This is a genomic window from Terrabacter sp. R4-6 (genome assembly GCF_057529065.1).
Genome location: NZ_CP197224.1, coordinates 4,075,730 through 4,099,935 on the forward strand (window position 1 = coordinate 4,075,730; position 24,206 = coordinate 4,099,935).

At 71.7% G+C, this 24,206-nt stretch carries 24 protein-coding genes, 1 tRNA gene and 1 riboswitch; of the genes, 18 read left to right on the top strand and 7 right to left on the bottom strand.

The features are described 5' to 3' along the window. Positions 1-11: 11 nt before the first annotated feature. Positions 12-707 carry a class I SAM-dependent methyltransferase gene (locus tag ACSSS0_RS18920; RefSeq protein WP_435986453.1) on the top strand — a complete coding sequence of 232 codons (696 nt, stop codon included), beginning with the start codon at positions 12-14 and terminating at the stop codon, positions 705-707. Here ACSSS0_RS18920 and ACSSS0_RS18925 read toward each other — a convergent pair. Beyond that, positions 692-1,846 carry a glycosyltransferase family 2 protein gene (locus ACSSS0_RS18925; RefSeq protein WP_487229204.1) on the bottom strand — a complete coding sequence of 385 codons (1,155 nt, stop codon included), beginning with the start codon at positions 1,844-1,846 and terminating at the stop codon, positions 692-694. The two genes, ACSSS0_RS18920 and ACSSS0_RS18925, sit on opposite strands and share 16 nt — an antisense overlap. 108 nt (positions 1,847-1,954) lie before the next feature. Here ACSSS0_RS18925 and ACSSS0_RS18930 point away from each other — a divergent pair, with 108 nt between their 5' ends. The 6 genes from ACSSS0_RS18930 to ACSSS0_RS18955 all read left to right on the top strand — a co-directional run bounded on the left by ACSSS0_RS18930 (position 1,955) and on the right by ACSSS0_RS18955 (position 4,749). Next, positions 1,955-2,584, top strand: a complete 630-nt coding sequence (locus ACSSS0_RS18930) for a DUF402 domain-containing protein (RefSeq protein ID WP_487229205.1) — start codon at positions 1,955-1,957, stop codon at positions 2,582-2,584. 74 nt (positions 2,585-2,658) lie between these two features. Continuing rightward, positions 2,659-2,877: a hypothetical protein gene (locus tag ACSSS0_RS18935; protein WP_435986450.1), complete on the top strand. Its 219-nt coding sequence runs from the start codon at positions 2,659-2,661 to the stop codon at positions 2,875-2,877. 17 nt (positions 2,878-2,894) lie between these two features. Beyond that, positions 2,895-3,521, top strand: a complete 627-nt coding sequence (gene nadD / locus ACSSS0_RS18940; RefSeq protein WP_487231226.1) for a nicotinate-nucleotide adenylyltransferase — start codon at positions 2,895-2,897, stop codon at positions 3,519-3,521. Then, positions 3,518-3,931 carry a ribosome silencing factor gene (gene rsfS, locus ACSSS0_RS18945; protein WP_487229206.1) on the top strand — a complete coding sequence of 138 codons (414 nt, stop codon included), beginning with the start codon at positions 3,518-3,520 and terminating at the stop codon, positions 3,929-3,931. The genes nadD and rsfS overlap by 4 nt, the downstream gene beginning before the upstream one ends. Beyond that, the gene (locus tag ACSSS0_RS18950) at positions 3,928-4,593 is read left to right on the top strand and encodes a histidine phosphatase family protein (protein WP_435986448.1); all 666 of its coding nucleotides are present in this window, start codon (positions 3,928-3,930) and stop codon (positions 4,591-4,593) included. The genes rsfS and ACSSS0_RS18950 overlap by 4 nt, the downstream gene beginning before the upstream one ends. Before the next feature lie 83 nt (positions 4,594-4,676). After that, a tRNA-Ala gene (locus ACSSS0_RS18955) sits at positions 4,677-4,749 on the top strand. A 244-nt stretch (positions 4,750-4,993) separates the two neighbouring features. Here the strand turns inward: ACSSS0_RS18955 and ACSSS0_RS18960 are convergent. Then, positions 4,994-6,937, bottom strand: a complete 1,944-nt coding sequence (locus tag ACSSS0_RS18960) for a caspase family protein (RefSeq protein WP_487229207.1) — start codon at positions 6,935-6,937, stop codon at positions 4,994-4,996. Between the two features lie 39 nt (positions 6,938-6,976). Further along, positions 6,977-9,280, bottom strand: a complete 2,304-nt coding sequence (locus ACSSS0_RS18965; protein WP_487229208.1) for a CHAT domain-containing protein — start codon at positions 9,278-9,280, stop codon at positions 6,977-6,979. Between the two features lie 104 nt (positions 9,281-9,384). Next, positions 9,385-9,450: riboswitch (guanidine-III (ykkC-III) riboswitch) on the top strand. Positions 9,451-9,460: 10 nt separating this feature from the next. Between ACSSS0_RS18965 and ACSSS0_RS18970 the strand changes: the two genes are divergently transcribed. The 5 genes from ACSSS0_RS18970 to ACSSS0_RS18990 all read left to right on the top strand — a co-directional run bounded on the left by ACSSS0_RS18970 (position 9,461) and on the right by ACSSS0_RS18990 (position 12,725). Then, positions 9,461-9,775, top strand: a complete 315-nt coding sequence (locus ACSSS0_RS18970) for a DMT family transporter (RefSeq protein ID WP_487229209.1) — start codon at positions 9,461-9,463, stop codon at positions 9,773-9,775. Next, on the top strand, positions 9,775-10,170 hold the full coding sequence (locus tag ACSSS0_RS18975; protein ID WP_487229210.1) for a DMT family transporter: 396 nt from the start codon (positions 9,775-9,777) through the stop codon (positions 10,168-10,170). The genes ACSSS0_RS18970 and ACSSS0_RS18975 overlap by 1 nt, the downstream gene beginning before the upstream one ends. Before the next feature lie 119 nt (positions 10,171-10,289). After that, a complete protein-coding gene (locus ACSSS0_RS18980) occupies positions 10,290-11,552 on the top strand; it encodes a neutral zinc metallopeptidase (protein ID WP_487229211.1) in 1,263 nt (420 codons plus the stop codon). A gap of 91 nt (positions 11,553-11,643) precedes the next feature. Then, positions 11,644-12,255, top strand: a complete 612-nt coding sequence (locus tag ACSSS0_RS18985; RefSeq protein ID WP_487229212.1) for a hypothetical protein — start codon at positions 11,644-11,646, stop codon at positions 12,253-12,255. A gap of 140 nt (positions 12,256-12,395) precedes the next feature. Beyond that, positions 12,396-12,725, top strand: coding sequence for a 2TM domain-containing protein (locus tag ACSSS0_RS18990; protein ID WP_435986441.1), 330 nt, complete (start codon positions 12,396-12,398; stop codon positions 12,723-12,725). A gap of 2 nt (positions 12,726-12,727) precedes the next feature. On the opposite strand, the gene ACSSS0_RS18995 is transcribed toward ACSSS0_RS18990, so the two are convergent. Together ACSSS0_RS18995 and ACSSS0_RS19000 are read right to left on the bottom strand one after the other, a co-directional pair. Next, positions 12,728-13,630: a hypothetical protein gene (locus tag ACSSS0_RS18995; protein WP_487229213.1), complete on the bottom strand. Its 903-nt coding sequence runs from the start codon at positions 13,628-13,630 to the stop codon at positions 12,728-12,730. A 40-nt stretch (positions 13,631-13,670) separates the two neighbouring features. After that, positions 13,671-14,045: a thioesterase family protein gene (locus ACSSS0_RS19000; protein WP_487229214.1), complete on the bottom strand. Its 375-nt coding sequence runs from the start codon at positions 14,043-14,045 to the stop codon at positions 13,671-13,673. A gap of 110 nt (positions 14,046-14,155) precedes the next feature. Here ACSSS0_RS19000 and ACSSS0_RS19005 point away from each other — a divergent pair, with 110 nt between their 5' ends. The 6 genes from ACSSS0_RS19005 (at position 14,156) to ACSSS0_RS19030 (ending at position 22,464) form a co-directional block, all read left to right on the top strand. Continuing rightward, complete coding sequence (locus tag ACSSS0_RS19005; RefSeq protein WP_487229215.1) at positions 14,156-14,803, top strand: lysoplasmalogenase; 648 nt, start codon at positions 14,156-14,158, stop codon at positions 14,801-14,803. Positions 14,804-15,082: 279 nt separating this feature from the next. Further along, complete coding sequence (locus tag ACSSS0_RS19010; protein WP_487229216.1) at positions 15,083-15,985, top strand: hypothetical protein; 903 nt, start codon at positions 15,083-15,085, stop codon at positions 15,983-15,985. Between the two features lie 282 nt (positions 15,986-16,267). Beyond that, positions 16,268-19,207 (top strand): leucine--tRNA ligase, encoded by a 2,940-nt coding sequence (leuS, locus tag ACSSS0_RS19015; RefSeq protein ID WP_487229217.1) that lies wholly within the window; start codon positions 16,268-16,270, stop codon positions 19,205-19,207. Positions 19,208-19,237: 30 nt separating this feature from the next. Then, on the top strand, positions 19,238-20,134 hold the full coding sequence (locus ACSSS0_RS19020; protein ID WP_487229218.1) for a DegV family protein: 897 nt from the start codon (positions 19,238-19,240) through the stop codon (positions 20,132-20,134). Continuing rightward, positions 20,131-20,733 (top strand): glycerol-3-phosphate 1-O-acyltransferase PlsY, encoded by a 603-nt coding sequence (plsY, locus tag ACSSS0_RS19025; RefSeq protein ID WP_487229219.1) that lies wholly within the window; start codon positions 20,131-20,133, stop codon positions 20,731-20,733. The genes ACSSS0_RS19020 and plsY overlap by 4 nt, the downstream gene beginning before the upstream one ends. Positions 20,734-20,907: 174 nt before the next feature. Then, complete coding sequence (locus ACSSS0_RS19030; RefSeq protein ID WP_487229220.1) at positions 20,908-22,464, top strand: outer membrane protein assembly factor BamB family protein; 1,557 nt, start codon at positions 20,908-20,910, stop codon at positions 22,462-22,464. 96 nt (positions 22,465-22,560) lie between these two features. On the opposite strand, the gene ACSSS0_RS19035 is transcribed toward ACSSS0_RS19030, so the two are convergent. Both ACSSS0_RS19035 and purU read right to left on the bottom strand, forming a co-directional pair. Further along, the gene (locus ACSSS0_RS19035; protein ID WP_487229221.1) at positions 22,561-23,121 is read right to left on the bottom strand and encodes a tetratricopeptide repeat protein; all 561 of its coding nucleotides are present in this window, start codon (positions 23,119-23,121) and stop codon (positions 22,561-22,563) included. A gap of 106 nt (positions 23,122-23,227) precedes the next feature. After that, a complete protein-coding gene (purU, locus tag ACSSS0_RS19040) occupies positions 23,228-24,070 on the bottom strand; it encodes a formyltetrahydrofolate deformylase (protein ID WP_435986431.1) in 843 nt (280 codons plus the stop codon). Between the last annotated feature and the right edge of the window lie 136 nt (positions 24,071-24,206).

Sequence of the window (24,206 nt, forward strand, 5' to 3'; positions counted from 1 at the left end):
GATGGCCCACCATGGAAGGCACCGAGGTCCGCAAGCTCGCTGAGCTCGAGGACGACCACTGGTGGTACCGCGAGCGGCGTCACCTCCTGGCCAAGGCCATCGCGGGGCTGGTGCCCGGACGCGCCCTCGACATCGGCGCCGCAGGCGGGGGCAACACCCGTGTCCTGCGTGAGCACGGCTGGGACGCCGTCGCGCTCGAGTACGGCTCTGACGGCGCAGAGGTCGCCCACGGTCGCGGACTCGCGACGCTGCGCGGCGACGCGACGCGGCTGCCTCTCGCGGACGACTCCCTCGACCTCGTCATGGCCTTCGACCTGCTCGAGCACCTCCAGGACGACGACGCCGCCGTCGCGGAGGTGCGTCGCGTGCTCAAGCCGACCGGCACGTACCTCGTGGCCGTGCCGGCCGACCCGAGGCTGTGGTCAGAGCACGACGAGGCCGTCGACCACGTGCGTCGCTACACCCGCGAGGGCCTGCTCGACCTGCTCGACCGCGGCGGCTTCGACGTCACCGACGTACGGTCGTGGAACGTGCTCCTGCGCCCCGTCGTGGCGATGCGGCGCCGGACGAGCTCCGGCTCGGACCTCGAGAACCTGCACCCGGTCGTCAACTTCGGCCTGCGCACGATCATCACTGCCGAGCGCTACCTGCCCGTCGGAGGCCTGCCCGGCGTCAGCCTGCTCGTGCGGGCTCAGCCTCGCAGCTGAGTGCGCTCGGGCTCGGTCCGGGGCTCTGGGTCCAGCACCGTCACGGTGTCGGGCACGGTGTCGGACGCGGTGTCGTGCACGGTGTCGGACGCGGTGTCGGGCATGGTGTCGACGGCGTCGGTGTCCGGCTCCTCCGACGTCGTGCGGATGTGCGCCTCGCTCGGCTGGGCCGGCAGGGGCGTGTCGGTCGGCCCGTGCGCGCCGGTGTCGGCGGTCTTCGAGTCGTAGGCGATGAAGTAGGTCGGGCGGCCCTGCATGTGGCCGTACATCCGGCCGATGTACTCGCCGAGGATGCCGACGCAGACGAGCTGGACCGCGCCGACGCCCGCGACGATGGCGACCGTCGAGGTCCAGCCGGCGACGGTGTGGCCCTGCGACCGGGAGATCAGGGTGTAGAGCACGAGCAGCACGGCCAGGACCGCACCGCCGAAGCCGGCGAACGTCGCGAGCCGCAGCGGCGCCGTCGAGAAGCCGGTCAGCGAGTCGAGCGAGAGCTTGATCATCTTGAGCAGCGGGTACTTCGAGTCCCCGGCGGCGCGCTCCTCGCGCTTGTACTCGACCGTGTCGGACGGGAAGTTGAGGGCCGGCACGATGAAGCGCAGCACGCGGTTGTGCTCGGGGAGGCTGTTGATGGCGTCGACGGTGGCGCGCGACATGAGGCGGTAGTCGCCGGCGTCGGCATGCGCCGAGGTCTGCGACATGAGCCCGATGAGCTTGTAGAACGCCTGGGCCGAGGCCCGCTTGAACCACGTGTCGGTCGAGCGGTCGTTGCGCACGCCGTACACGACGTCGACGCCGTCGTCCTTCGCGGCCGCGAGCATCTGCGGGATGATCTCGGGCGGGTCCTGCAGGTCGGCGTCGATGGTGACGACGTAGTCGCCGAGGGCGCTGACGAGGCCGGCGGAGATCGCGGCCTGGTGCCCGGCGTTGGCGCGCAGGCGCACGACGCGCAGCTCGGACCACTCGCGGTGGTAGCGCTGCAGGAGCGCGGCCGTCAGGTCCTTGCTGCCGTCGTCGACGGCGACGACCTCGTAGGTGGTGCCCATGCCGTCGAGGAGCGGTCGGAGCCGCTCGACGAGGAGGGGGAGCACCTCCTCCTCGTTGTACATCGGGATGACCACGGACAACTCGGGAACCATGGGTTCTAGGGTACGGCCGCCGATGGGCTGCGCCTGTCACCTCGCTGTGCGGATGCTGTTCCCGCTCGTACCCTGCAAGTCCACGGCGCCGCCGGTAACGTGCCGGGCGTGACCGCCTCCGCCGCTGACCGCCCGTCCCGACGAGGTATGCCGCCGGGCGGGCTCGAGCCCGGCACCCCGGTCGCGGGTCGGTTCACGAAGTGGGGCGGGGGCCGTCACTGGGAGTGGGACGGTCGCTACCTCGGGTCCGACGAGCACGGCCACTGGTGGTACGCGCCGGCCGGCACGCGCTGCGCGCGCCCCGGTGCGGAGTTCGTCGAGTCCAGCGGCTGGGTCTCGCTCGTGCCGCACGAGGGGGCGTACGTCGGCGGCTTCTACCCGGGGCACCGTGAGATCAGCGTCTACGTCGACATGACGACCGAACCGGTCTGGCAGCGCCGCGAGGCCACCCACGGCGGGCCGGAGTGGGAGGTGACGATGGTCGACCTCGACCTCGACGTCGTGCTGACCCGCGACGGACATCTCTTCGTCGACGACGAGGACGAGTTCGCCGAGCACCGGGTCGAGCTCGGCTACCCGGCGGACGTGGTCGCTCTCGCCGAGCGCTGGCGCGACCTCGTCCTCGCGGCGGTGGTCGCCGGTGACGAGCCGTTCGCGACCGTGGGTCATGCGTGGCTGCGAGGCGCGGACCCGGGGGAGGAGGCGCCCGGTGGCGCCGAGGGGACGGGCGGGCACTGAGCCGGGCGGACGGCATACGCCCTCGGTGGGCACGCGCTGCGTCGGCCGGGGCGTGCGGGCGCTAGGCTGGGCGCATGTCTGATCGTGTCCTCGCACTCGTCACCGAGGGGGAGGAAGCCGCTCGCGAGCTTCCCATGCCGGTGATCGCCTACTTCCTCATCACGTTCGCGCTCTTCCTCGTGGCGCTCGGCGTCACGTGGAGCTTCCGCAACACCGCCTACAAGGTGCAGTCCCCGCGGCGCGGTGAGGGCACGCACGGCAGCACGAGCGGATCCGACGGGGCCCACCACTGACCATGCGCCTCGGCGTCATGGGCGGGACGTTCGACCCGATCCACCACGGCCACCTCGTGGCCGCCAGTGAGGTCCAGTCGCGCTTCGAGCTCGACGAGGTCGTCTTCGTCCCCACGGGACAGCCGTGGCAGAAGGCGGACCGTCGCGTCTCGCCCGCCGAGGACCGCTATCTCATGACCGTCATCGCGACGGCCTCCAACCCGCGCTTCACCGTCAGCAGGGTCGACATCGACCGGCCCGGGCCGACGTTCACGATCGACACGTTGCGCGACATCAGGACCGAGCGGCCCGACGACGAGCTGTTCTTCATCACCGGCGCCGACGCCCTGGCCGAGATCCTGTCCTGGAAGGACGCCGAGCACCTCTTCGAGCTGGCCCACTTCATCGGCGTCACCCGGCCCGGCCACGAGCTGTCCGACAAAGGGCTGCCCGAGGACCGCGTCACGCTGCAGGAGGTGCCGGCCATGGCGATCAGCTCCACCGACTGCCGGGCGCGCGTCGCCGACGGCGCCCCGGTCTGGTACCTCGTGCCCGACGGGGTCGTCCAGTACATCAACAAGTACCGCCTGTATGCCGCCGACCTGGCGAGCGCAGGCACCGTGCCGACGCACCTGTCGCCGGCACCGCCCCGAGGAGATTCGTGACCGCAGCAGACCATTCGATCCAGCTCGCGAAGGTGGCCGCCCTGGCCTCCGAGGAGAAGCTCGCCGAGAAGGTGATGGCCATCGACGTGAGCGAGCAGATGCCGCTCACCGACGTGTTCGTCATCGCCTCGGCACCGTCCGAGCGGCAGGTCGGCGCCATCGTCGACGAGGTCGAGGACCGGCTGCGTGAGCTGGGCAGCAAGCCGATCCGCCGCGAGGGCGAGCGCGAGGGCCGCTGGGTCCTCATCGACTTCGGCGACATCATCGTCCACGTCCAGCACGAGGAGGAGCGCGAGTACTACGCGCTCGAGCGCCTCTGGAAGGACTGCCCCGAGATCGACCTCGGGGCAGTCCAGGCGCCGGCCCGTCCGGGTGCCGACGGCGCGAGCGACGAGGCCGACGAGGCGTGACCGCAGCCGGGTCCGTGCCGCCCGTGGGGCCGCGCCGCATCGTCATCGTCCGGCACGCCGAGACGGTCGACAACGCGGCCCGGGTCTGGCAGGGCCACAAGGACACCGAGCTGTCCGACCGCGGACACGAGCAGGTGGAGGCTGCGGCGCCGCACCTCGCCGCCTACGCGCCCGCCCTCATCGTCTCGAGCGACCTGCGGCGCGCGGCCTCGACGGCCGACGCCATCTCGGGCCTCACGGGCCTCGAGGTGCGCCTCGACGCCCGCCTGCGCGAGGTGCACGTCGGCGAGTGGCAGGGCATGCACGCCGACGAGGTGCGTGAGCGCTACCCGGACGTCATCGCGGCCCTCGACCGTGGCGAGGACACCCCGCGCGGCGTCACGGGGGAGACCCGGGCGCAGGTGGCCGAGCGGGCGGGTGCTGCCCTGCGCGACGTCGCCCGTGAGCTGCTCCCGGGCGAGACCGCCGTCGTCGTGGCCCACGGGGTCTCCGCCCGCGTCGCGGCCAGCGCCCTCGTGGGGCTCGACCAGGACGTGTCGGACGCCGTGTTCCGCGGGCTCGACAACTGCCACTGGATCGAGCTCGTCGAGGCGGGCAAGAGCTTCTCCGAGATCACCCGGTGGCGCATCAGCGGCTGGAACCTCGGGCCCTGGAACGTCTGACCCGAAAGGCCGCCCCCGATTTTGGCTCTCGGCCGGAGACCCGCTATGGTTACGCAGTCGCTTCGACGAGGTGACACCCGCAAGGGGCTGTGGCGCAGCTGGTAGCGCACCTGCATGGCATGCAGGGGGTCAGGGGTTCGAGTCCCCTCAGCTCCACCGAACGAAGAAGGACCAGACGGAATCCGTCTGGTCCTTCTTTTTGTCCGTGGCCTGTCCGTGGCCTGTCCGTGGCCTGTCCGTGGCCTGTCCGTGGCCTGTCCGTGGCCTGTCCGTGGCCTGTCCGTGGCCTGTCCGTGGCCTGTCCGTGGCCTGTCCGTGGCCTGTCCGTGGCCTGTCCGTGGCCTGTCCGTGGCCTGTCCGTGGCCCGTCCGTGGCCCGTCCGTGGCGCGTCCGTGGTCGGTCAGGGACGGGGTCGGGTCGTGACGACGAAGACGGAGTCGGTGCGCCAGTCGGCCACCGCGGCGGCCGCGGCGCTCGGGCCCAGGCGCCGCGTCCGCGTGCCGCCGAGCACCCGCTCGAGGTTGGAGCGCAGCGCGGGCGGCACGCCGGCGCCTCTCGTCGTCCCGGCAGCAGGCACCGCGCTGACGTCGAGCTCCTCCTGCTCGAGCGACCGCGGGTCGAACTCCAGCGTGCTCGACACGACCATGAGCTGGTCGCGCAGCGACACGGTCCCCGCCTCCCACAGCGCGTCGGCGACCTGCCCGATGAGGTCGACGCTCGCCGCCTCACCCGGTCCGAGCGCGACCGAACCGGCAGGGAAGGCGTCGGTGAAGATGCCGTAGGTCTCCGTGAGGTCGAGCAGCGCTGCCCACAGGGGGGTGGACGTGGTGTTCGCGAGACGGACGGTGAAGCGCGGGGCGTCCGTGCCGGCATACGCGATCCGGAGGGTGCCGCCGGCACCGACGGGGCCCGTGCCCGCGTCCACCTCGACACGCACGGCGCCGTCGGGCAGGCGGGTCGCGGGGTTGGTCAGGGCGGACAGGCGCAGCCAGCGGGCCACGCGCTCGAGGGCGAGGATGGTGCGCTCCTCACGGGCCTCGCCGGCGACGACCGGGACGAGCGGACGCGTCACGCCGGGACGGGTGATGACGAAGCCGTCCGGGGTGGCCTCGACGAGCAGGTCGGCCCCGCCGTCCTCGTCTCCCGCACCCTCGACGAGGTCGACGAGCGTCTCGTCGGCGGCGTCCGCCGCGGTGCGGAGCGCGGCGGTCCCGGCGGCGTCGCCGACGACTCCCACGCGCAGCGGTGCGAGCGGGATGGACGTGACGACCGCGCGATAGACGTATGCCTCGTCGAGCTCGGGGGTCAGGCGGACCAGGCTCCGGTCGGGCAGGACCTTCGTGACGAGCGCCGTGGCGAGGGGTGAGCCCGACGTCTCGCCGGTCAGAGGGTAGACGGCGAGCTCGGTCGTGTCGTCACCGATGGGCTCGGGCACCCCGTGGACGGCGCCCGAGTCGATGGACCAGCCGTCGGGCAGCCGGCTCAGGGTGAGCGGCCTCGCGGTGGCCGGGATCGCGCCGCCGAGGAAGGGCCGGTCGAGCTCGGTCGCGTCGGCCGTCTCGACCTGGGGGTGCTGGTCGGTGACGCGGTTCGTCACGTCGGCCGTCACCATCCGCAGGACGTCGCGGTAGGACGGGCGTCCGTCGCTGCCGAGGAGCGCTGCCTCGAGGGCCGCCGACAGGGCGCCCCGCTGACGGCCGAGGACGGTCACCTCCTTCGCCTTCTCCGACGACCGGCACGCGGCGAGCAGCACGTGTCGGCCGGCCGGGGTCCATCTGGCCGTGCCGCGGGTGGGCGAGCCGGTCGTCACGTCGCCCAGCCCGACGAACGTCGACGCGGGTCGGGCGCGCGGGTCCGGCGGCGCCAGCCGCACCACCTCTTCCGCGTCACGCGTCCCGTCGCCCGAGTGACAGCAGTCGAGCACGACGAGCGTGTGGCAGCCCGATGACGAGATGGCGTCGAGCAGGCCCGCCAGCTCCTTGTCGGCGAGGTCCCAGCTGCCGGGGGAGCGGCTGTCGACGCAGACGAGGGTCTCGTTGCGGTGGTCGGGCTCGATGGACCAGAGCTCCTCCGGCGTCGTCTGCTGCGAACCGTGGCCGCTGTAGTAGAAGAGCGCGACGTCCTGCGGGCCGGCCCGGCCCAGGTGCTCGGCGAGGCGGCCGGTCACGGCGGCGCGGGTGGCCTCGGCGTCGGTGAGCACGACGAGGTCGAGCGCGTCCGCGCCCACGCGGTCGCGCAGGACCTCGGCGAACCCGGTGACGTCGTTGACGCAGCCCGACAGGGGCGGGATCGGTGCCGGGTAGGCGTCGATCCCGACGAGGAGGGCGAGGAGTCGTCCGGCCATCTCAGGAAGTCATCTCAGGAAGTCATCTCAGGGGTCATCTCAGGAGGCCTCGTCGGCGAGGGTGATCGTCTGCCAGCCGTGCGGGAAGCCCTGCGTCTCGGCGGTGCGCGCGGCGTTCGTGCTCTTCATGGTGCGCAGCTTCCACGCCGCCGGGGCGCTCGTCGCGTCGCTGAGGTTGACGTTCATCGAGAAGACCGAGCCACGGACCGGCGCCTTCTTCAGCTGCAGGGACGACCACGGCACCCGGGCCTCGAGGTCGTAGCCGGTCAGGGTGTCGGCGCGTCCGACGGTGATCTCGGGGTGGCGCGTGCCGGTGGTGAAGGTGCCGCGCCCGGCCGGGTTGATCGACGCGACGCCGGAGGTGGGCGCGTCACGGGACAGCCCCACCATGACGTGGACGTCCTGCCCGCGCCGGGTCGTCGCGGCGGGGTCGAGGCCCCGCGCGTCAGGGCCGAACTCGAAGGAGAAGCCGTCGCCGTTGAACCAGGCGCCGGGGGTCGCGAGGTTGACGCTGCGCACGTCCGGGTCGACGACGTGCACGCGCAGGTAGAGCGCGCTGCTGTCCCAGACGACCTGCCAGTCGCCGCCGAACTCGCGCTGCGGCGTGCCCTGCTGGGCGATGACGTGAGGGATCGAGTGCGAGGGCACGCCGTCCCAGTCGGCGAAGTCCCCGTCGACGGCAGGAGTCGTCGTGGCGCAGCCCGCGACGAACGTCGTCGCCGCGCTGCTCGCGGCGGCGGGCGCCGGCCCGCAGGCGCTCGTGACGTCGCCCGTGGCCCCCTTGAACCACTTCGGGACCTGGGTCGCCCCGAGCCAGAAGAGGCCGAAGAGCACGACGAGGCCGATGAGGCTGCGCACGAAGCCGTTGCCCCTGCGCCCCCGGCCGTTGTCGGTGTCGTTGTCGGTGTCGTTGTCGGTGTCGGTGTCGGTGTCGGTGTCGGTGTCGTGGGTGTCGGTGTCTGTGTCGGTGTCTGTGTCGGGCTCGGTCGGCGGCGGCGTGCGGCCGCCCTGGGTGTCCGTCTCGGGCCGCGGCCGAGGCACCGGCCCGTCGTCGACGGGGGCTGCCTCCGGCCGGACCCGTTCGAGCAGCTGGGTGACGTCCTGGTAGTCGGGGTGCTCAGCCGCGATCTGCTCGAGCAGCGGTAGCGCGGTCGCCGGGGCCCGGGCGAGCAGCGCGTCCTTGGCGGCGTCGTAGAGCGACTCGAGCCGGCTCTCGGGCCGCTCGGTCGCGACGCCGGCGCTCGCCGTGAAGGAGAACGGCTGGTCGGCACCCGACCGCAGCAGCACCGCGGTGCCCCACTCCGAGGCCTCGTCGGAGACGGCCATGGCCTTGCGCACCTCGCAGATCGCGGCGTCGATGCCGAGCCCTCGGGTCAGGAAGTAGTAGAACTCGTGGCTGAAGACGAGCGCAGCCCGGTCGGAGATCTCGGTCTGCATCGCGACGACCGCGGGCAGCCCCTGGCGCACGAGGGCCTGGCCGACCCCGGAGAACGCGTCGCGTCCTGACGTGCGCGCCCCCTCGCACGCGTTGAGCACCGCGAGCTGCATGGTGCGGGCGTCGTGGAGCAGCGTCCCGAGCCGCGCGCCCGAGACCCGGTGCGCCGTGCCGTCCTCGCGCTCGAGGACGAGAACCCCCTCCTGCGCCTGCTGGTCGAAGCCGCCGTGGCCGATGAAGTGGAAGACGTGGAAGTCGTCGAGCAGGGCCCGCTGCAGCCCCGTCAGGGTCGCGTCCTCGAGGCCGGTGACGGTGAGACGTCCGCTCGCGACGAGGTCGCCGGTCGTCGCCGTGAGTAGCTGCCGCTCGCGGTCGACGGCGAGCTCGGGCATGTCGCTCGGGCTCGAGATCATGACGAGGACGCGCAGCGGCGCGTCGACGTGGACGACCGGCGGGCGCTCGAGCGAGTCGAGCAGGCGCACGATCGGGGTCTCCTGCGAGAGCGTGAGGAAGCGGCCGAGCCGCGAGTCGTAGAGGTACTCCCACGGCACCGGGTCGAGGTCGGGGACGGCGTCGAGGCGCAGCCGCAGGCGCAGGTCCTTGCCCTGGCCGGTGGCGGTCGTGAGGCTGTCACGGAAGGCCCGTCCGACCTCGCCCGAGAGCAGGGCGTCACCGAGGCGGCGGCCGTACTCCTTGACGTCGACGACCCGTGCTTCCGCCGGCACGAGGCGCCTCGAGGACACGCGCGGTGGGCCCACCGCGATCATGAACTGGGCGAGGTCCGTGGCCGCGAACGGCAGCGTGAAGGGAGCCGACGCCTCGCCAGCGGGCGAGGCGAGGACGTGAGCGGCATACCCCTGGCCCTCACGGGTGACGGCGACGTCGAAGTCGAGATAGTCACGGCTCATGGCGATCCTCTGTTCGCAGGAGCGCGCCTGCACCCGACAGTACGCCGGGCGGGTGCTCCTGATACGCCGTTTCGACCGGGACGCGCCCCTTCGGTAGAATCGTCGGTGAGCGCGCGAGCCGCGCTCGCGGACGAGGGAGCCGTACCCGCACAGCGACAAGACGGCCGGATCGGAATCGCCGTGCACTGGCTCGTCCTCATCCTCTCCGGCGCGCTGGAGGCCGTCTGGGCCACCGCGCTCGCCGCGTCCGACGGCTTCCGCCGTCCCCGACCGACCGCGCTCTTCGCCGTCTCGCTCGTGCTCAGCATGGTCGGCCTCGCGTGGGCCATGACCGGCCTGCCCACGGGCACGGCGTATGCCGTCTGGGTCGGGATCGGCGCCGTCGGCACCGTCCTGCTCGCGGTCGCCCGCGGCGAGGAGCGCCTCGGCGGCGCCCGTGCCGCCCTGCTGCTCGTGCTCGTCGCGTGCGTCGCCGGCCTCAAGGCGGTGGCGTGATGCCGTGGGTCGTCCTGCTCGCCAGCGCCGTCCTCGAGGCAGTCTGGGCCTCAGCGCTCGCCGCGTCCGAGGGACTCTCGCGCCCCGTCCCCGCCGTCGTGTTCCTCGTCGCCGGCGCGCTGAGCATGGCCGGGCTCGCGCACGCCGTGCGCTCCATCCCCATCGGAACGGCGTATGCCGTGTGGACCGGTCTCGGGGCCGCGCTCACCGTGACGTGGGCGATGACGACGGGCGGGGAGGCGTTCTCGGCCGTCAAGGTCGTCCTGCTCGCGGGGATCGTCGGCGCCGTCGTGGGGCTCAAGCTCGTCGGTCACGAGCCCTCCGGGACCGCGGAGGTTTCCGAGGCCTCCGAGGCCTCCGAGGCTTCCGGGACGGACGACGCTCCCGCGGGCTGAGACGCATCGCACCGTTCACCCGGATATGGGCTGTTTCGGGGGTTGGTGTCGTCCTCGGCGGTGATGATGGGCGCGTCGCCCCGGCATCGGGCGGGGGCACGACACGAAGGAGCTCTCACGTGCGCAGGACCACGACCAGGACGATCGCTCTCGTCACGTCGCTGGCCATCTCGGGGGCCACCGGATCGGCGGTCGCCACGGCGGCTCCCGCAGCCCAGACCCAGACCCAGGACCAGACCCGAGCGACAGGCACGGCCGTCCCGACGTCCGTCGCCGGAACCGGCCACACGTACGACTACGTCGCGGGCACGACGAACGACCCGAGGGCGTCGGCGCTGATCGCCGCGGCGCGGGCCCACCTGCCTGCCGACTGGCGGACCCGCCGGGCGAGCGCCCTCGAGAGGTTCGGTGTCGAGCCCTCCGCAGCGCAGGACGCCCTGGGGCGCGCGATCGACCCGACGACCTACCAGTGCGCGCCGACCCGGCTCGACGCCTACGTCGACGGCATCATCGCCGGCATCGACCCGTCGAGCCTCTTCGTGCTCTCACTGCTCGGCGGCTTCGACTTCCCGACCTACGACGCGCTCCTCTTCGGGTCGACGGCTGACCCGGCCTACGCCCTGACGAAGGCGTCCCGCAACGAGCTGACGAGCTCGTTCCGGGCCGCGCAGAGGTTCTGGGACACCGACGGCACGGACATCCACCTCATGGCGATGCACGGTGACGTCATGCGTGACCCGGCTCGGCTCGCCCGGCTCATCGCGGTGCTCTACGGGGTGTCCGACGCCGACGCGGCGGAGCTCGGCGCCATCGTCGTCGACGTCGTGACGTCCGACCCCGGCCTCGCCGGCGGAGCCAGCCCGATCTTCACCCTCAACGCCTTCGCCTTCAGCGGTGTGAGCGACCCCGACCCGGTCATCTCCTCGCTGCCGGACAAGCTCGTCTTCGGAGACGGCATGCTCGACGCGCTCGCCGCCATCGGGGTCGGCGACGTCGGGCCCCGTGCCGTCCTCGGCCACGAGTACGGCCACCACGTGCAGTACGACCAGAACCTGTTCGCCTCGCCGCTCACCGGTCCGGAGGCGACGCGCCGCACCGAGCTCATGGCCGACGCGTTCGGCACGTACTTCGTGACCCACAAGCGCGGACTCGCCCTCAACACGCGGCGCGTCCTCGAGGCAGAGCAGTCCTTGTACCAGGTGGGCGACTGCGACTTCGCGAGCGCGGGTCACCACGGCACGCCCGACCAGCGGCTCCGGGCCTCGTCGTGGGGCGCGTCGGTCGCGGCCGATGCGCAGAAGCAGGGGCAGGTCCTGCCGTCGCTCACCCTCGACTCCCGGTTCGAGGCGGCACTCCCGCAGTTCGTCGCGCCCGACGCCTGAGTCGTCGTGACGGGGGTGGCCCGCGCCGGGCACGACGCGGACCACCCCGATCCCGGCGAGCCGGGGCGTCCCGGGCGCTAGGGTCGCGGCCATGGGTACCTGGTGGCTCGAGGCCGTCGGCTGGATCGGGTCGGCGATCCTCGTCTGGTCGCTGCTGCAGACGCAGCTGCGCCGGCTGCGGATCATCAACCTCGTCGGCTGCGTCGTCCTCATCGCCTACAACGCGGTCAACCACGTCTGGCCGATGGTGGGGCTCAACGTCGTCCTCGCCGGCATCAACGTCTACTACCTGACGCGGATGTCGCGTGAGAAGCACGACTCCGGCGTCTACGAGGTGCTCGAGGTCGCCGGCGACGACACCTACCTGCGGCACGTCCTGCGGGTGCACGAGGGCGACATCCGCCGCTACAACCCGGAGTTCGTGCACGACCCGTTCGCGGGGAACCCGTCCTACCTCGTGCTGCGCGGCGACGAGATGGTCGGCGTCGTCCTCATTCACGACGCGGGAGAGGGCACCGCCCAGCTGCTGCTCGACTGGGTGACCCCGCGCCACCGCGACGTCATGCCGGGGGAGTTCGTCTTCGGTCCCGAGGGGCCGTTCCGTCGGCGCGGGTTCCGGCGGGTGCTGACGCCACCGGACATGGTCGAGCCGTACTACGAGAGCCTCGGTTACCGCCGCGACGGCGACGCGTACGTGCTCTGACGGCACGAGAGCCCGGCGGTGCCGGTGCGACGGTGACGTCCGGCACGCTCGCCGACCGGGCGACCGCGCCCGGCCTACGCTGGAAGCAGGGAGCTGCGCGGAGTTCCTGCGCAGCGGCCCGCGAAGGAGCGGTGACGACCATGACCGCGAACCAGCTTCCGGTCGAACCCGACCACGACGTGCCCGACCCGACGGTCGACCGCGCCGTCACGGAGGTCGACCTGCGCGGCAGAGCGCTCGCCAGGCTCAAGAAGAAGGCCGACTTCCGCACCCACCTGCTCATCTACGTGCTCGTCAACGGGATGCTCGTGGTGTTCTGGGCCGTGACCGGCGCGGCCTTCTTCTGGCCCATCTTCCCGATCGCAGGGTGGGGCATCGGCATCGTGGCGAACGCCGTCGATGCCTATGCGGTCGACGCGCCGACCGAGGATCAGATCGAGACCGAGATGGAGCGCCTGCGGCGTCGGTGACCTCAGGTCAGCGCCGCCGGGACGCGTCCTGCGGGGCGGTCTGGCGCCTCGCCTCGTCGCCCGGGGGGTGGGGATCGGGCGGCGGTGGGCTCGGCGCGACGGGCCAGCGCGACGCACCCTCCGAGCGTGGCGACGAAGGCCAGCACGGCCGCGGGACCACGGCCCGGTCCGACCCGGTCGCCGAGCAGGATCACCCCGACGAGGGCGGGGACGACCGTCTCGGTGGCGAAGGTCAGGGCGACGACGGTCGTGACCCGGCCCCGGGCCAGGGCCAGGGCGTAGGCGACGGTGGCCAGCACGGCGTGGGCGACGAGGGCCCAGGTGGCGCCGTCCGTCGCGAGGCGCCACACCGGCGTGGGGACCTCGAGCAGACGGGCCGCCACGCCGACACCGCCGAAGCCGAGGCCTGCCGCGATGCTGAGGACGACGGACCCGCGTCGTCGGTCGTGATCGATGGTCCCGACGACGCCCAGCACGGCGACGACCGCTGCTGACGCGAGCAGCCACCAGGTCGCCCCGGGTCCGGGCTGCACGGCCGGTCCGGCCGCCGCGGTGAGGGCGAGGCCGGTGAGGCCGGCGACGACGACGAGCAGCGCGACGACCTCGGCCGCTCCGAGACGGACGCCGAGCACGACGACGGAGAGCACGGCGGTGACCGCGACCGACGAGGCGACCGCGGACTCGACGAGGAAGAGCGGCAGCGTGCGCAGGGCGGCCACGGACGCGAGGAAGCCGATCCCGTCGAGGGCGAGGCCCACGGCATACGGCCGGCCGGCCCGCACGCGCCCGCGCCAGGGAGTGCCGGGCGGCAGTGCGGCGGCACGACGTACACCCACGGCCTGGAGCACGGTGGCCGCACCGTAGGCGAGCGCTGCGAGGAGCGCACCGAGCAGTCCGAGCGTCACACGGTCATCGTGGCAACCGCGGCTGGGAGGTGGCTGCGGGTCAGAGGACCCGCTGGCACTTGCTCATGAAGCGGTCCGGGTCGACGACGGCCCGGTGGAACTCGCCCTTGGCGAGCTCCTCGCCGTCGGAGTCCCTGACGGTCACGTGGCACACGAGCCGGCGTCCGTCGTTGATCGGCTCGGCGCACAGCACGGTGATCTCGGAGCCGACCGCGCTGCCCCTCACGTGCTCGATCTTCACCATGGTGCCGACCGTCGTGTGGTCGGCGTCGATGTTCTGCTTGCAGACCTGGAACGCGGCGTTCTCGCACCACGTGATGAGACGCGGGGTCGCGAGGACGTCGAGGTCACCGCTGCCGACCCGGGCAGACGTGTCGTCGGCAGTGACCGTGTGCTGGAACTTGCGCATGGGCATTGGACGAGTCTGGCAGAGAACTGGACGTACGCCGATTCGTCTCGACAGGTGGTGGGCCTCCGCAGCGTGTCTGCGCCGCCAACCTGAGCCGCGGCTGGGAACGTGGGCACGTGACCACCCATCTGTGGGTTATCAGCGTGGCGCTCGGGGTGACGGCGCTCATCAACTGGGGCTCCGTCCTGCGCGGCGACCACGTCGTCGAGCGGATCACGAAGCCGCTCGTCGTGCTGCTCCTCATGGGGCTGGCCTGGTCGCTCTACTGGGAAGGACGCGTGCCGGGCTCTCCGCCGCTGCTGCCCGTCATCGTGGCGCTCGCCTTCTGCCTCCTCGGCGACGTCGCGCTGCTGCACGCGACCGAGACGCGGTTCCTCGTCGGGCTCGGGGCCTTCCTCGTGGGCCACCTGGCCTACGTCTGGGCGATCCTCGAGACGGTCCGAGCGGACGGCTTCCCCTGGCCGATCCTCGTGGCCGTGCCCTTCCTCGCGGTGCTGCACGCGAAGGCCGGGCGGGACATCGTGCGCCACTCCGGGACGCAGCGGGGGCCGGTGTTCGTCTACCAGCTCGTCCTCTTCGTGCTCGTGCTCGTCGCGGCCGGCACGGGCGACTGGCTGCTGCTGCTCGGGTGCATGGTCTTCGTCGTCTCCGACACCGTGCTGGGCCACGACCGCTTCGTCCACGAGAGGCGTTGGGCGCCGCTCACGGTCATCGTGACCTACCACGTGGCCCAGACCCTCATCGTCGTAGCCCTCTACCGCTGACGCCGCCACCCACCCCAGCCCGTCGAGTGGCCTCCCCGTCCCATCCGCCTCACCGGCGTCCCCACCCACCTCGTCGAGTGGCCCCGTCGTCGCGAGGACCAGACGACGTATGCCGTCGAGTGGCCCCGTCGTCACACGGCACCGTCCACATCCCTCTCCTCACTCGCGGGCTTGTGCACAGGCGCGGACTTCGCCGTGCCCGAGGGGGAGCCGACGGCGCAAGGTGTGAGCGTGGCGGCACCATCGACAACCCGGGCCTCAGGTTCAGACGAGGCAGTCATGGCTGCGCGGCAGGCTCTGTTGCAGGAGTGTCGCGTGACCCTGTCGGCGCTCCCGGCCGACAGTGCCTTCTCCCACGTGACCGCCGCCCGGCTCCTCGGACTCCCGATGTCGTATGCCGTGGAGGAGGACGTGCGCCTCCACGTGATGCGCCCGATCGTCAGGAACCGGGTGAGGCTCCCCGGGGTCATCGGACATCGGGCTCTGCATGCTCGGCAGATCGTCGACATCGACGGTCTTCCCGTCGTCGATGTCGCTGACACGTGGGTCGACCTGGGTGAGTTGGTCGGTCGGGGCAAACCGGTGGGACTCGACGACCTGGTGGTGCTCGGGGACGCCTGTGCCACACGACTCAACGCGCGGACTCCACTCATGCAGAGGTGTCTGAGCCGTAACCGGCCACGCGGCAAGGAAACGTTGCTCGAGGCGTACGAGGAGATCCGGGTCGGTTCGGCGTCGCCGCGCGAGTCGCTCGCTCGGCTCATCCTGACGCGTGGCGGTCTCCCGGAGCCAACGCTGAACGAGCCGATCCACGCCTCCTGGGACCCCACGGTGCTGCTCGGCGTCGGTGACCTCGTCTGGCGGGTGCTGGACCTCGACGGCAGGGTGGTCAAGGTCGTCGGCGAGTACCAGGGCGCGCTCTACCATTCCGACGACGAGCAACGGGTCGCGGACGGCTACCGCCGAGATGGGCTGGAGGCCGATGGCTGGGACGTGCAGGAGATCTGGAACGACGACCTGAACGGTTCGACGTCCCGGAGGGCGACGCTGGTGCGGTTCGCCGATGCCCTGCGCGTGCCGCACGAGACGCTGAGGCTTGCTGACGTCGATGCCCGCTTCTTCTCGAGCCACGCCATCGACGTCGCGATCCAACGGCAGATGCGGCGCTCCGCGTGCGGCTGACACCCCTCGCCGCCCTGTGACGACGAGGCCACTCGACGGCATGCGGCGCTCGTGCCTGTGACTACGGGGCCACTCGACTGCATGCGGCGCTCGTGCCTGTGACTACGGGGCCACTCGACATGGGTGGGGAGCGGGGCTGCGCTAACCTTGGGCGCATGGCTGGCCTGCTGCTCCTTCCGCAGCCGCGTTGACGAAGGTCGGGACTCCCGACATCAACGCGGCTTCCCCTCCTGTGCGAGGGGTTTTCTTTTGCCCAGACCGAGCAGCGACGAAAGAGAAGACATGAGCGAGCAGAGCAACGACACGCCGTTCCGCTACACCGCGGCGATGGCGCAGCAGATCGAGACCTCCTGGCAGGACCGTTGGGAGGAAGAGGGCACGTTCAACGCCCCGAACCCCGCCGGCCCGTGGGCCGAGCCGGAGAAGGTCGCGGCGCGCGGCGAGAAGCTCGTCGTCCTCGACATGTTTCCCTACCCCTCGGGGGTCGGTTTGCACGTCGGCCACCCGCTCGGCTACATCGCGACCGACGTCTACAGCCGCTTCCACCGGATGCTCGGCAAGAACGTCCTCCACGCCCTCGGCTACGACGCCTTCGGCCTGCCCGCGGAGCAGTACGCCGTCCAGACCGGGCAGCACCCTCGGAAGACCACCGAGGAGAACATGACGAACATGAAGCGCCAGCTGCGCCGCCTCGGGCTGGGCTTCGACAACCGCCGCACCTTCGCGACGATCGACGACGACTACTACCGCTGGACGCAGTGGATCTTCCTGCAGATCTGGGACGCGTGGTACGACGTCGACGCCGTGCGCGAGGACGGCGGCCGCGGGAAGGCCCGCCCCATCAGCGAGCTCGTCGAGCAGTTCGAGTCCGGCGCCCGCGGCGTCGTCGACGCGGAGGGCCGCGGCTGGGCCGACCTCTCCGCGACCGAGCGCGCCAAGGTCCTCGAGGGTCATCGTCTGGCCTACACCGACGAGGCCCCGGTCAACTGGTGCCCCGGCCTCGGCACGGTGCTCTCCAACGAGGAGGTCACCAACGAGGGTCGCTCCGAGCGCGGCAACTACCCGGTCTTCCGGCGCAACCTCAGCCAGTGGAAGATGCGCATCACGGCGTACGCCGACCGCCTGGCCGACGACCTCGACGGCGTCGACTGGCCCGAGAAGGTCAAGCTCATGCAGCGCAACTGGATCGGTCGGTCCAAGGGCGCCCGCGTCACCTTCCCCGTCGTCACCGGCACCGGCGAGGACGACGGCATCGACGTCTTCACGACCCGCCCCGACACGATCTTCGGCGCGACCTTCATGGTCATCGCTCCCGAGCACCCGCTCGTCGACGCGCTCGTCCCCGCCGGCCCGTGGCCCGAGGGCACCCAGGACGCCTGGAAGGGGGCGGACGCCGACGCGGCCGGCACCCCGACGGAGGCCGTGACGGCATACCAGCTCGCGGCATCGCGCAAGGGTGACGTCGAGCGGCAGACCGAGGGCAAGGACAAGACCGGTGTCTTCACCGGCTCGTGGGCCACGAATCCCCTGACGGGAGAGCGCATCCCGGTCTTCGTCGCCGACTACGTCCTGATGGGCTACGGCACCGGCGCGATCATGGCCGTGCCCGGTCAGGACACCCGCGACTGGGAGTTCGCCGAGAAGTTCGACATCCCGATCGTCCGCACCGTCCAGCCCACCGAGGGACACCCGGACGACGAGCCGTTCCTCGGCGACGGCGTCGCGATCAACTCGGCCAACGACCGCGTCTCGCTCGACGGCCTCCACGTCGCCGAGGCCAAGGCGCGCATCATCGAGCTGCTCGAGGCCGAGGGGCTCGGCGAGGGCACCATCAGCTACCGCATCCGCGACTGGCTCTTCAGCCGCCAGCGCTACTGGGGCGAGCCGTTCCCCATCATGTTCGACGAGGACGGGGTGGCGTATGCCGTCCCCGACGACGAGCTGCCCCTGACCCTCCCGGACGTGCCGGACTACAGCCCCAAGACGTTCGACCCGGACGACTCCCAGAGCAGCCCGGAGCCGCCGCTGTCGCGTGTGCCCGAGTGGGTCGAGGTCGAGCAGGACCTCGGCGACGGCCGGGGCCTGCGGAAGTTCCGCCGCGAGACGAACACCATGCCCAACTGGGCGGGTTCGTGCTGGTACTACCTGCGCTACCTCGACCCGGCCAACCACGACGCGTTCGTCGACCCGGCCAACGAGGCGTACTGGCTGGGCCGGCACGACACCCCCGTCGAGGGCGCCCCGCCCGGCACCCGCGACCCGGGTGGCGTCGACCTCTACGTCGGCGGGGTCGAGCACGCTGTGCTGCACCTGCTCTACGCCCGTTTCTGGCACAAGGTCCTCTACGACCTCGGCCACGTGCGCAGCGAGGAGCCCTTCCGGAAGTACTTCTCGCAGGGCTACATCCAGGCGTACGCCTACACCGACAGCCGCGGCCAGTACGTCACCGCGTCCGAGGTCGAGGAGCACGCGGGCAGCCACGGCGCCGAGCCGACGTTCACGTGGCAGGGGCAGCAGGTCAACCGTGAGTACGGCAAGATCGGCAAGTCGCTGAAGAACTCCGTCAGCCCCGACGAGATGTACGACGCGTACGGCGCCGACACCTTCCGTGTCTACGAGATGTCGATGGGCCCGCTCGAGCTGAGCAAGCCGTGGGAGATCCGCGCCGTCGTCGGCAGCCAGCGCTTCCTGCAGCGCCTGTGGCGCAACGTCGTCGACGAGACGACGGGCGAGGTGCGGGTCGTCGACGCGCCACTCGACCAGGCCCTGACGACGCAGCTGCACCAGACGATCGCCGGCGTGCGCGAGGACTTCGAGGGTCTGCGCTTCAACACGGCCATCGCCAAGCTCATCGAGCTCAACAACGCCGTGACGAAGCTCGACGCGCCGCCGCGTGAGGTCGTCGAGGCCATGGTGCTCATGCTCGCGCCCGTCGCCCCGCACATCGCCGAGGAGATGTGGCAGCGGCTCGGGCACGACGGTGGGGTGGCGTATGCCGCCTTCCCCGTCAGCGACCCCGCGAAGATCGTGGAGGAGCAGGTCACCTGCGTCATCCAGATCAAGGGCAAGGTCCGCGACCGCGTCGAGGTGAGCCCCGACATCTCCGAGGACGACCTGCGCGAGCTGGCGCTCGGTCGTGACAAGGTGAGGGCGGCGACGGAGGGCGGCATCCGCACCGTCATCGTGCGGGCACCGAAGCTCGTCAACGTCGTCCCGATGTGACGACCTGACCGACGACGGAGGGAGCGGGACGTGACCACGAGGATCGTCACCGACTCGACGTCCTACCTGCCCGGTGAGGTCGTCGAGGAGCACGGCATCGAGGTCGTCCCGCTCCACGTCGTCGTCGGGGGCCGTGACCACGTCGAGGGGCGGGACATCTCCGCCGAGCGGGTCGCAGCGGCCCTGCGCGAATACACGATCGTGACGACGTCGCGCCCGACGCCGCAGGTGTTCGCCGAGACCTACCAGCGGCTCGCCGACGAGGGCGCGACGGCGATCGTGTCGATCCACCTGTCGTCGCAGATGTCGGGGACCGTGGAGGCGGCCCGGCTGGCGGCGGCCGAGGCGCCGGTCCCGGTCGAGGTCGTCGACAGCGAGACCATCGGGATGGCCATGGGCTTCGCCGTCATCGCCGCCGCCGAGTCGGCCGCCGGGGGAGCCGACGTGCCGACCGTCCTCGAGGCCGTGCGCTCGCGGCTCGAGCCCTCGGGCGTCCTCTTCTACGTCGACACGCTCGAGCACCTGCGCCGTGGCGGCCGGATCGGCGCCGCGTCGGCCCTGCTCGGGTCGGCCCTCGCCATCAAGCCGATCCTCGCCGTGCGCGGGGGCCGGATCGTGCCGGTCGAGAAGGTGCGCACGTCCTCGCGTGCCGTCGCCCGCATCGAGGCGATGGTCGTCGAGCAGGTCGAGCAGGGCGGCGTCGTCGTCGACATCGCCGTCCACCACCTCGACGCACCGGCTCGTGCCGAGCAGATCGCGTCGGAGCTGCGCACGATGGTCCCGGGCTCGCCGGAGGTGCTCGTCGTCGAGCTCGGCGCGGTCGTCGGCGCCCACGTGGGGCCCGGCACCGTGGCCATCGCCGTCAGCCCGCGTCCCGGCGACGCTCTCGCTCACCGTCCGTCACCCGGCGAGGTCCCCGGGTCGTGAACGTCGGCACGGGTCTCGCCTGGGCGGGAGGGGTGGTCGCCGCCTTCCTCGTCGGCTCGCTCAACCCGGCGACGATGATCGCCCGTCTCCTCGGCGAGGACCTCGCCTCGTCCGGGTCGGGCAACCCGGGTGCGACGAACGCCGGCCGGGTCCTCGGGCGCAAGTGGGGTGTCGTCGTCGGCGTCCTCGACGTCCTCAAGGGACTCGTCCCGACGTTCGTCGCGGGTCATCTCTTCGGCGCCCACGCGGCCTACGCTGTGGGCATCGCCGCGGTGCTCGGACACATCTGGTCGCCCTTCCTCAAGGGACGCGGCGGCAAGGGGGTCGCGACGACGCTGGGCGCGATCCTCGGGGTGCACCCGTGGGTGGCCCTCGTCGTCGTCGTGGTCTTCGGCGTCGCCGTCGCCGTCACCCGCTGGGTCGCGGCCGGCTCGATCTTCGGCGCCCTCGCGATGCTCGTCGTGGCCGTCCTCATCTGGACCGGCCATGCACCCGGTGATGTGTGGACTGGCCTGTGGCTCATGGCGATCGGGCTGCTGGTCCTCGCTCGCCACAAGAACAACGTCGTCGGCTGGTGGCGCCAGCGACACCTGCCCTGAGCTGCCCTGAGCTGCCCTGAGCGGCTTGTCCCACTTCGACCGCTGCGTCCCCCGAGTCCGTCGTCAGTCTGGCCGGAACCGCGTACCGCGCCCGTCCGACGGGTCTATTTTCGAAGACGTCCACTCGGGGGTCACCATGGCGACCCCCGAGGGGTCGTCGGGCTAGGAGCTGAGATGACCAGGATGATGCGTCATGCACGGCTGTGGGTGGCAGCAGGGATCGCAGGGACCCTGCTCGTCGGGGGACAGGCAGCAGCCGCTCCAGGGGGAAACGGATGGAACTCTGCCGGCGGGGACCGGCAGAACACGAGGTACGCCGCGAGCGAGACGAAGATCTCCGCGGCGACGGTCGGGGGACTGACGAAGAAGTGGGAGCTGACGACCGGTGGCGACGTGTCGGCCACTCCTGCCGTCGACGGGAGCCGGGTGTACGTCCCTGACTGGGCCGGCAACCTCTACGCCGTCAACCGTTCTACCGGTGCCGTCGTGTGGCAGCGCACGATCACCAGCTACACGGGAATCCCCGGGGACAAGGCCCGGGCCACCCCGGCCGTGACCGACAGCGCGCTCGTCATCGGCAACCAAGGGCCGTTCGGCGGTGGCGGTGCCGTCATGGCCGTCGACAAGAACACCGGCGCCCTGCTGTGGAAGACCCAGGTCGAGAGCCACCCCGCAGCGATCATCACGCAGTCGGCGACCGTGTTCGACGGCGTCGTCTACGTCGGCGTCGCCTCGCAGGAGGAGGCCTTCTCGGCGTCTGGCGACTACGAATGTTGCTCGTTCCGCGGCAGCATGGCCGCGCTCGACCTCGCGACCGGAGCGATCCTCTGGAAGACGTTCTTGACTCCCGTCGGCTACCCGGGCAACGCGGTGTGGGGCAGCTCGCCCGCGATCGACACCAAGCGCGGCTCGGTCTACATCGCCACGGGCAACAACTACGACGTGCCCGACACCGTCCTCGACTGCGTTGCGACGGCGCCCACGGACGCGGCCAAGCGAGCCTGCCTGCCGGCCGACGACCACTTCGACTCGATCCTCTCGCTCGACATGCGCACGGGCGCGATCAAGTGGGCCACTCAAGCCCTGCCCTTCGATGCCTGGACGGTCGGGTGCATCCCGTTCTTCGGTGACGGTGTCAACTGTCCCGAGCCGGCCGGTCCGGACTACGACTTCGGGCAGGCACCCAACCTCTATACCGTCAAGGACGCCGGCGGCCGCTCGGTCGACGTCGTCGGTGCCGGTCAGAAGAGCGGTCAGTACTGGGCCCTGCGGGCCGACACGGGTGCGCTCATCTGGCGCACCCAGGCCGGTCCCGGCGGCACCGCCGGAGGCTTGCAGTGGGGGTCGGCCGTAGACGGCAAGCGGGTCTACACCGCCAACGCCAACAGCAACCTCGTCCCGTGGGGCCCGAGCGGTCAGACGAGCGGCGTCTGGTCGGGGCTCGACGCGGTCACCGGACAGAGGGTGTGGGAGACGCGTCCGCCGGACGGCGGCAGCACCTCCGGACCCGTGACCACCGCGAACGGCGTCGTGTTCGGTTGCTCCCTCGACTCGCTGGGGCACATGTACGCCCTCGACGCTGCGACGGGCGGCGTGCTGTGGAGCTTCGAGAGCGGCGGGTCATGCCTCTCCGGCGCGGCCATCTCGAACGGCAGCGTCTACTGGGGCTCCGGCTACAGCAACTTCGGTTTCGGCACCTTCAACAACAAGCTGTACGCCTTCGGGCTCTGACGTGTGCAGGCTCGTCCCGCCGTGGTGCTGCCACCACGGCGGGACGAGCCGCGCCCCAAACCCCGTCCGACGTGGTCAGCGGCTCCGCGCCGGCCGTCAGGAGCCCTCGGTCAGGGCGGTGAGGGCGGCCAAGGCCGCCCGCGTCGTCTCGGCCCGAGGCTCGCCGAGCTCCTCGCGGATGACGAGGCACGCCTCGAAGCACACCACCGCCTCGTCGGTGCGGCCCGTGTCGACGAGGAACCGGCCCAGGTGGTGCAACGTGTAGTGCTCGAGGACCCGGTCGCCGGACGAGCGGGCGTGGTCGAGGGCCTCGCGGAAGTGCGCCTCGGCGGCGGCGGTCTCGTCGGCGTAGTGCTCGGCCGTCCCGAGCACGAGGAGCGCCCAGCGCAGTGTCTCGTCGCGGCCTGTCTCCCGGGCGACGCGGACGGCCGGGCGGGCGAGCGCGACCGCCTCCTGCTCCTGCCCGGCGATCGTGAGGGCCTCGGCGAGGTCGACGGCGGCGTCGAGCACCGCTGCGCCCGCGCCGTCGCCGGGCGCTGCCTCGACGGCGGACGCGAGGTCGGCGCGAGCGGCCTCGAGGGCAGCGTCGTCCTCCTCCGCCGTCCGGGTGAACCGTCCGAAGTGCGGGTCCCCGACGACGAACCTCGACCCACTCATGCCAGCACGCTACAGACCGGCTGGGTCCGGCAGGTGACCGAGCCACGTGGCCGGCGGTGCCCGGTCAGCGTCCCGGGGCACACGGCATACGCGAGCGGGTGACGGCTCAGAAGACGATGGTGCGGCGACCCGAGAGGAAGACGCGGGACTCCGCGTGGTCGCGGACCGCGCGGGAGAGCACGCGGCGCTCGACGTCGCGGCCGATGGCGACGAGCCGCTCGGGTGACTCGGCGTGCGTGACGCGCACGACGTCCTGCTCGATGATCGGGCCCTCGTCGAGGTCGGCCGTGACGTAGTGGGCCGAGGCGCCGATGAGCTTGACGCCACGGTCGTGCGCCTGGTGGTAGGGCTTGGCGCCCTTGAAGCCCGGCAGGAACGAGTGGTGGATGTTGATGGCGCGGCCCTCGAGCGCGCGGCACAGGTCGTCGCTGAGGATCTGCATGTAGCGCGCGAGCACGACGAGCCCGACGTCCTCGGCCTCGACGAGACGCAGGAGCTCGGCCTCGGCGTCGGCCTTGGTGTCCTTGGTGACGGGGATGACGGTGAAGGGCAGGCCGTAGTACTCGACGAGCCCGCGGCAGTCCTCGTGGTTGCTCACGACGCCGACGATGTCGATGGGCAGGTCGCCGGACTTCCAGCGGTAGAGCAGGTCGAGGAGGCAGTGGTCGAACTTGCTGACGAGGATGACGGTGCGGCAGTGCTCGTCCTCGGGCCGGGCCGCGAGGTGGTGGTGCGCGATGGCGGGGCTCTCGCGGACCGCGGCCAGGACCTGCTCGACCTCGTGCGGCTCGGCGTCGAAGACCGTGCGCATGAAGAAGAGGTCGGTGTCCTCGTCGGAGTACTGCTGGTTCTCGACGATGTTCGCGTCGACGGCGAGCAGCGCCGCGGAGACGGCCGCCACGATGCCGGGTCGGTCGTCGCAGGTGAGGGTCATGATGTGCCGAGCCATTGGAGCAGTCTGGACCAGCCGGGCGTGAGGGCGTGAATCGACGCGCGGGCCGTCTCGGGCCGTGGCCGTCCACACCCCATCCGGCGCGGGACCGGTTGTCCCCAGCGGGTGCCCGGGCGCGGGCGGGTGCGCGGCC

Bases quoted from the DNA above. Each gene is read 5' to 3' on its own strand.
- ACSSS0_RS18920 (WP_435986453.1), top strand. From the start codon at position 12: ATGGAAGGCACCGAGGTCCGCAAGCTCGCTGAGCTCGAGGACGACCAC.
- ACSSS0_RS18925 (WP_487229204.1), bottom strand. From the start codon at position 1,846: ATGGTTCCCGAGTTGTCCGTGGTCATCCCGATGTACAACGAGGAGGAG.
- ACSSS0_RS18935 (WP_435986450.1), top strand. From the start codon at position 2,659: ATGTCTGATCGTGTCCTCGCACTCGTCACCGAGGGGGAGGAAGCCGCT.
- nadD (WP_487231226.1), top strand. From the start codon at position 2,895: ATGGGCGGGACGTTCGACCCGATCCACCACGGCCACCTCGTGGCCGCC.
- ACSSS0_RS18960 (WP_487229207.1), bottom strand. From the start codon at position 6,937: ATGGCCGGACGACTCCTCGCCCTCCTCGTCGGGATCGACGCCTACCCG.
- ACSSS0_RS18965 (WP_487229208.1), bottom strand. From the start codon at position 9,280: ATGAGCCGTGACTATCTCGACTTCGACGTCGCCGTCACCCGTGAGGGC.
- ACSSS0_RS18975 (WP_487229210.1), top strand. From the start codon at position 9,775: ATGCCGTGGGTCGTCCTGCTCGCCAGCGCCGTCCTCGAGGCAGTCTGG.
- ACSSS0_RS18985 (WP_487229212.1), top strand. From the start codon at position 11,644: ATGGGTACCTGGTGGCTCGAGGCCGTCGGCTGGATCGGGTCGGCGATC.
- ACSSS0_RS18990 (WP_435986441.1), top strand. From the start codon at position 12,396: ATGACCGCGAACCAGCTTCCGGTCGAACCCGACCACGACGTGCCCGAC.
- ACSSS0_RS19000 (WP_487229214.1), bottom strand. From the start codon at position 14,045: ATGCCCATGCGCAAGTTCCAGCACACGGTCACTGCCGACGACACGTCT.
- ACSSS0_RS19010 (WP_487229216.1), top strand. From the start codon at position 15,083: ATGGCTGCGCGGCAGGCTCTGTTGCAGGAGTGTCGCGTGACCCTGTCG.
- leuS (WP_487229217.1), top strand. From the start codon at position 16,268: ATGAGCGAGCAGAGCAACGACACGCCGTTCCGCTACACCGCGGCGATG.
- ACSSS0_RS19030 (WP_487229220.1), top strand. From the start codon at position 20,908: ATGACCAGGATGATGCGTCATGCACGGCTGTGGGTGGCAGCAGGGATC.
- ACSSS0_RS19035 (WP_487229221.1), bottom strand. From the start codon at position 23,121: ATGAGTGGGTCGAGGTTCGTCGTCGGGGACCCGCACTTCGGACGGTTC.
- purU (WP_435986431.1), bottom strand. From the start codon at position 24,070: ATGGCTCGGCACATCATGACCCTCACCTGCGACGACCGACCCGGCATC.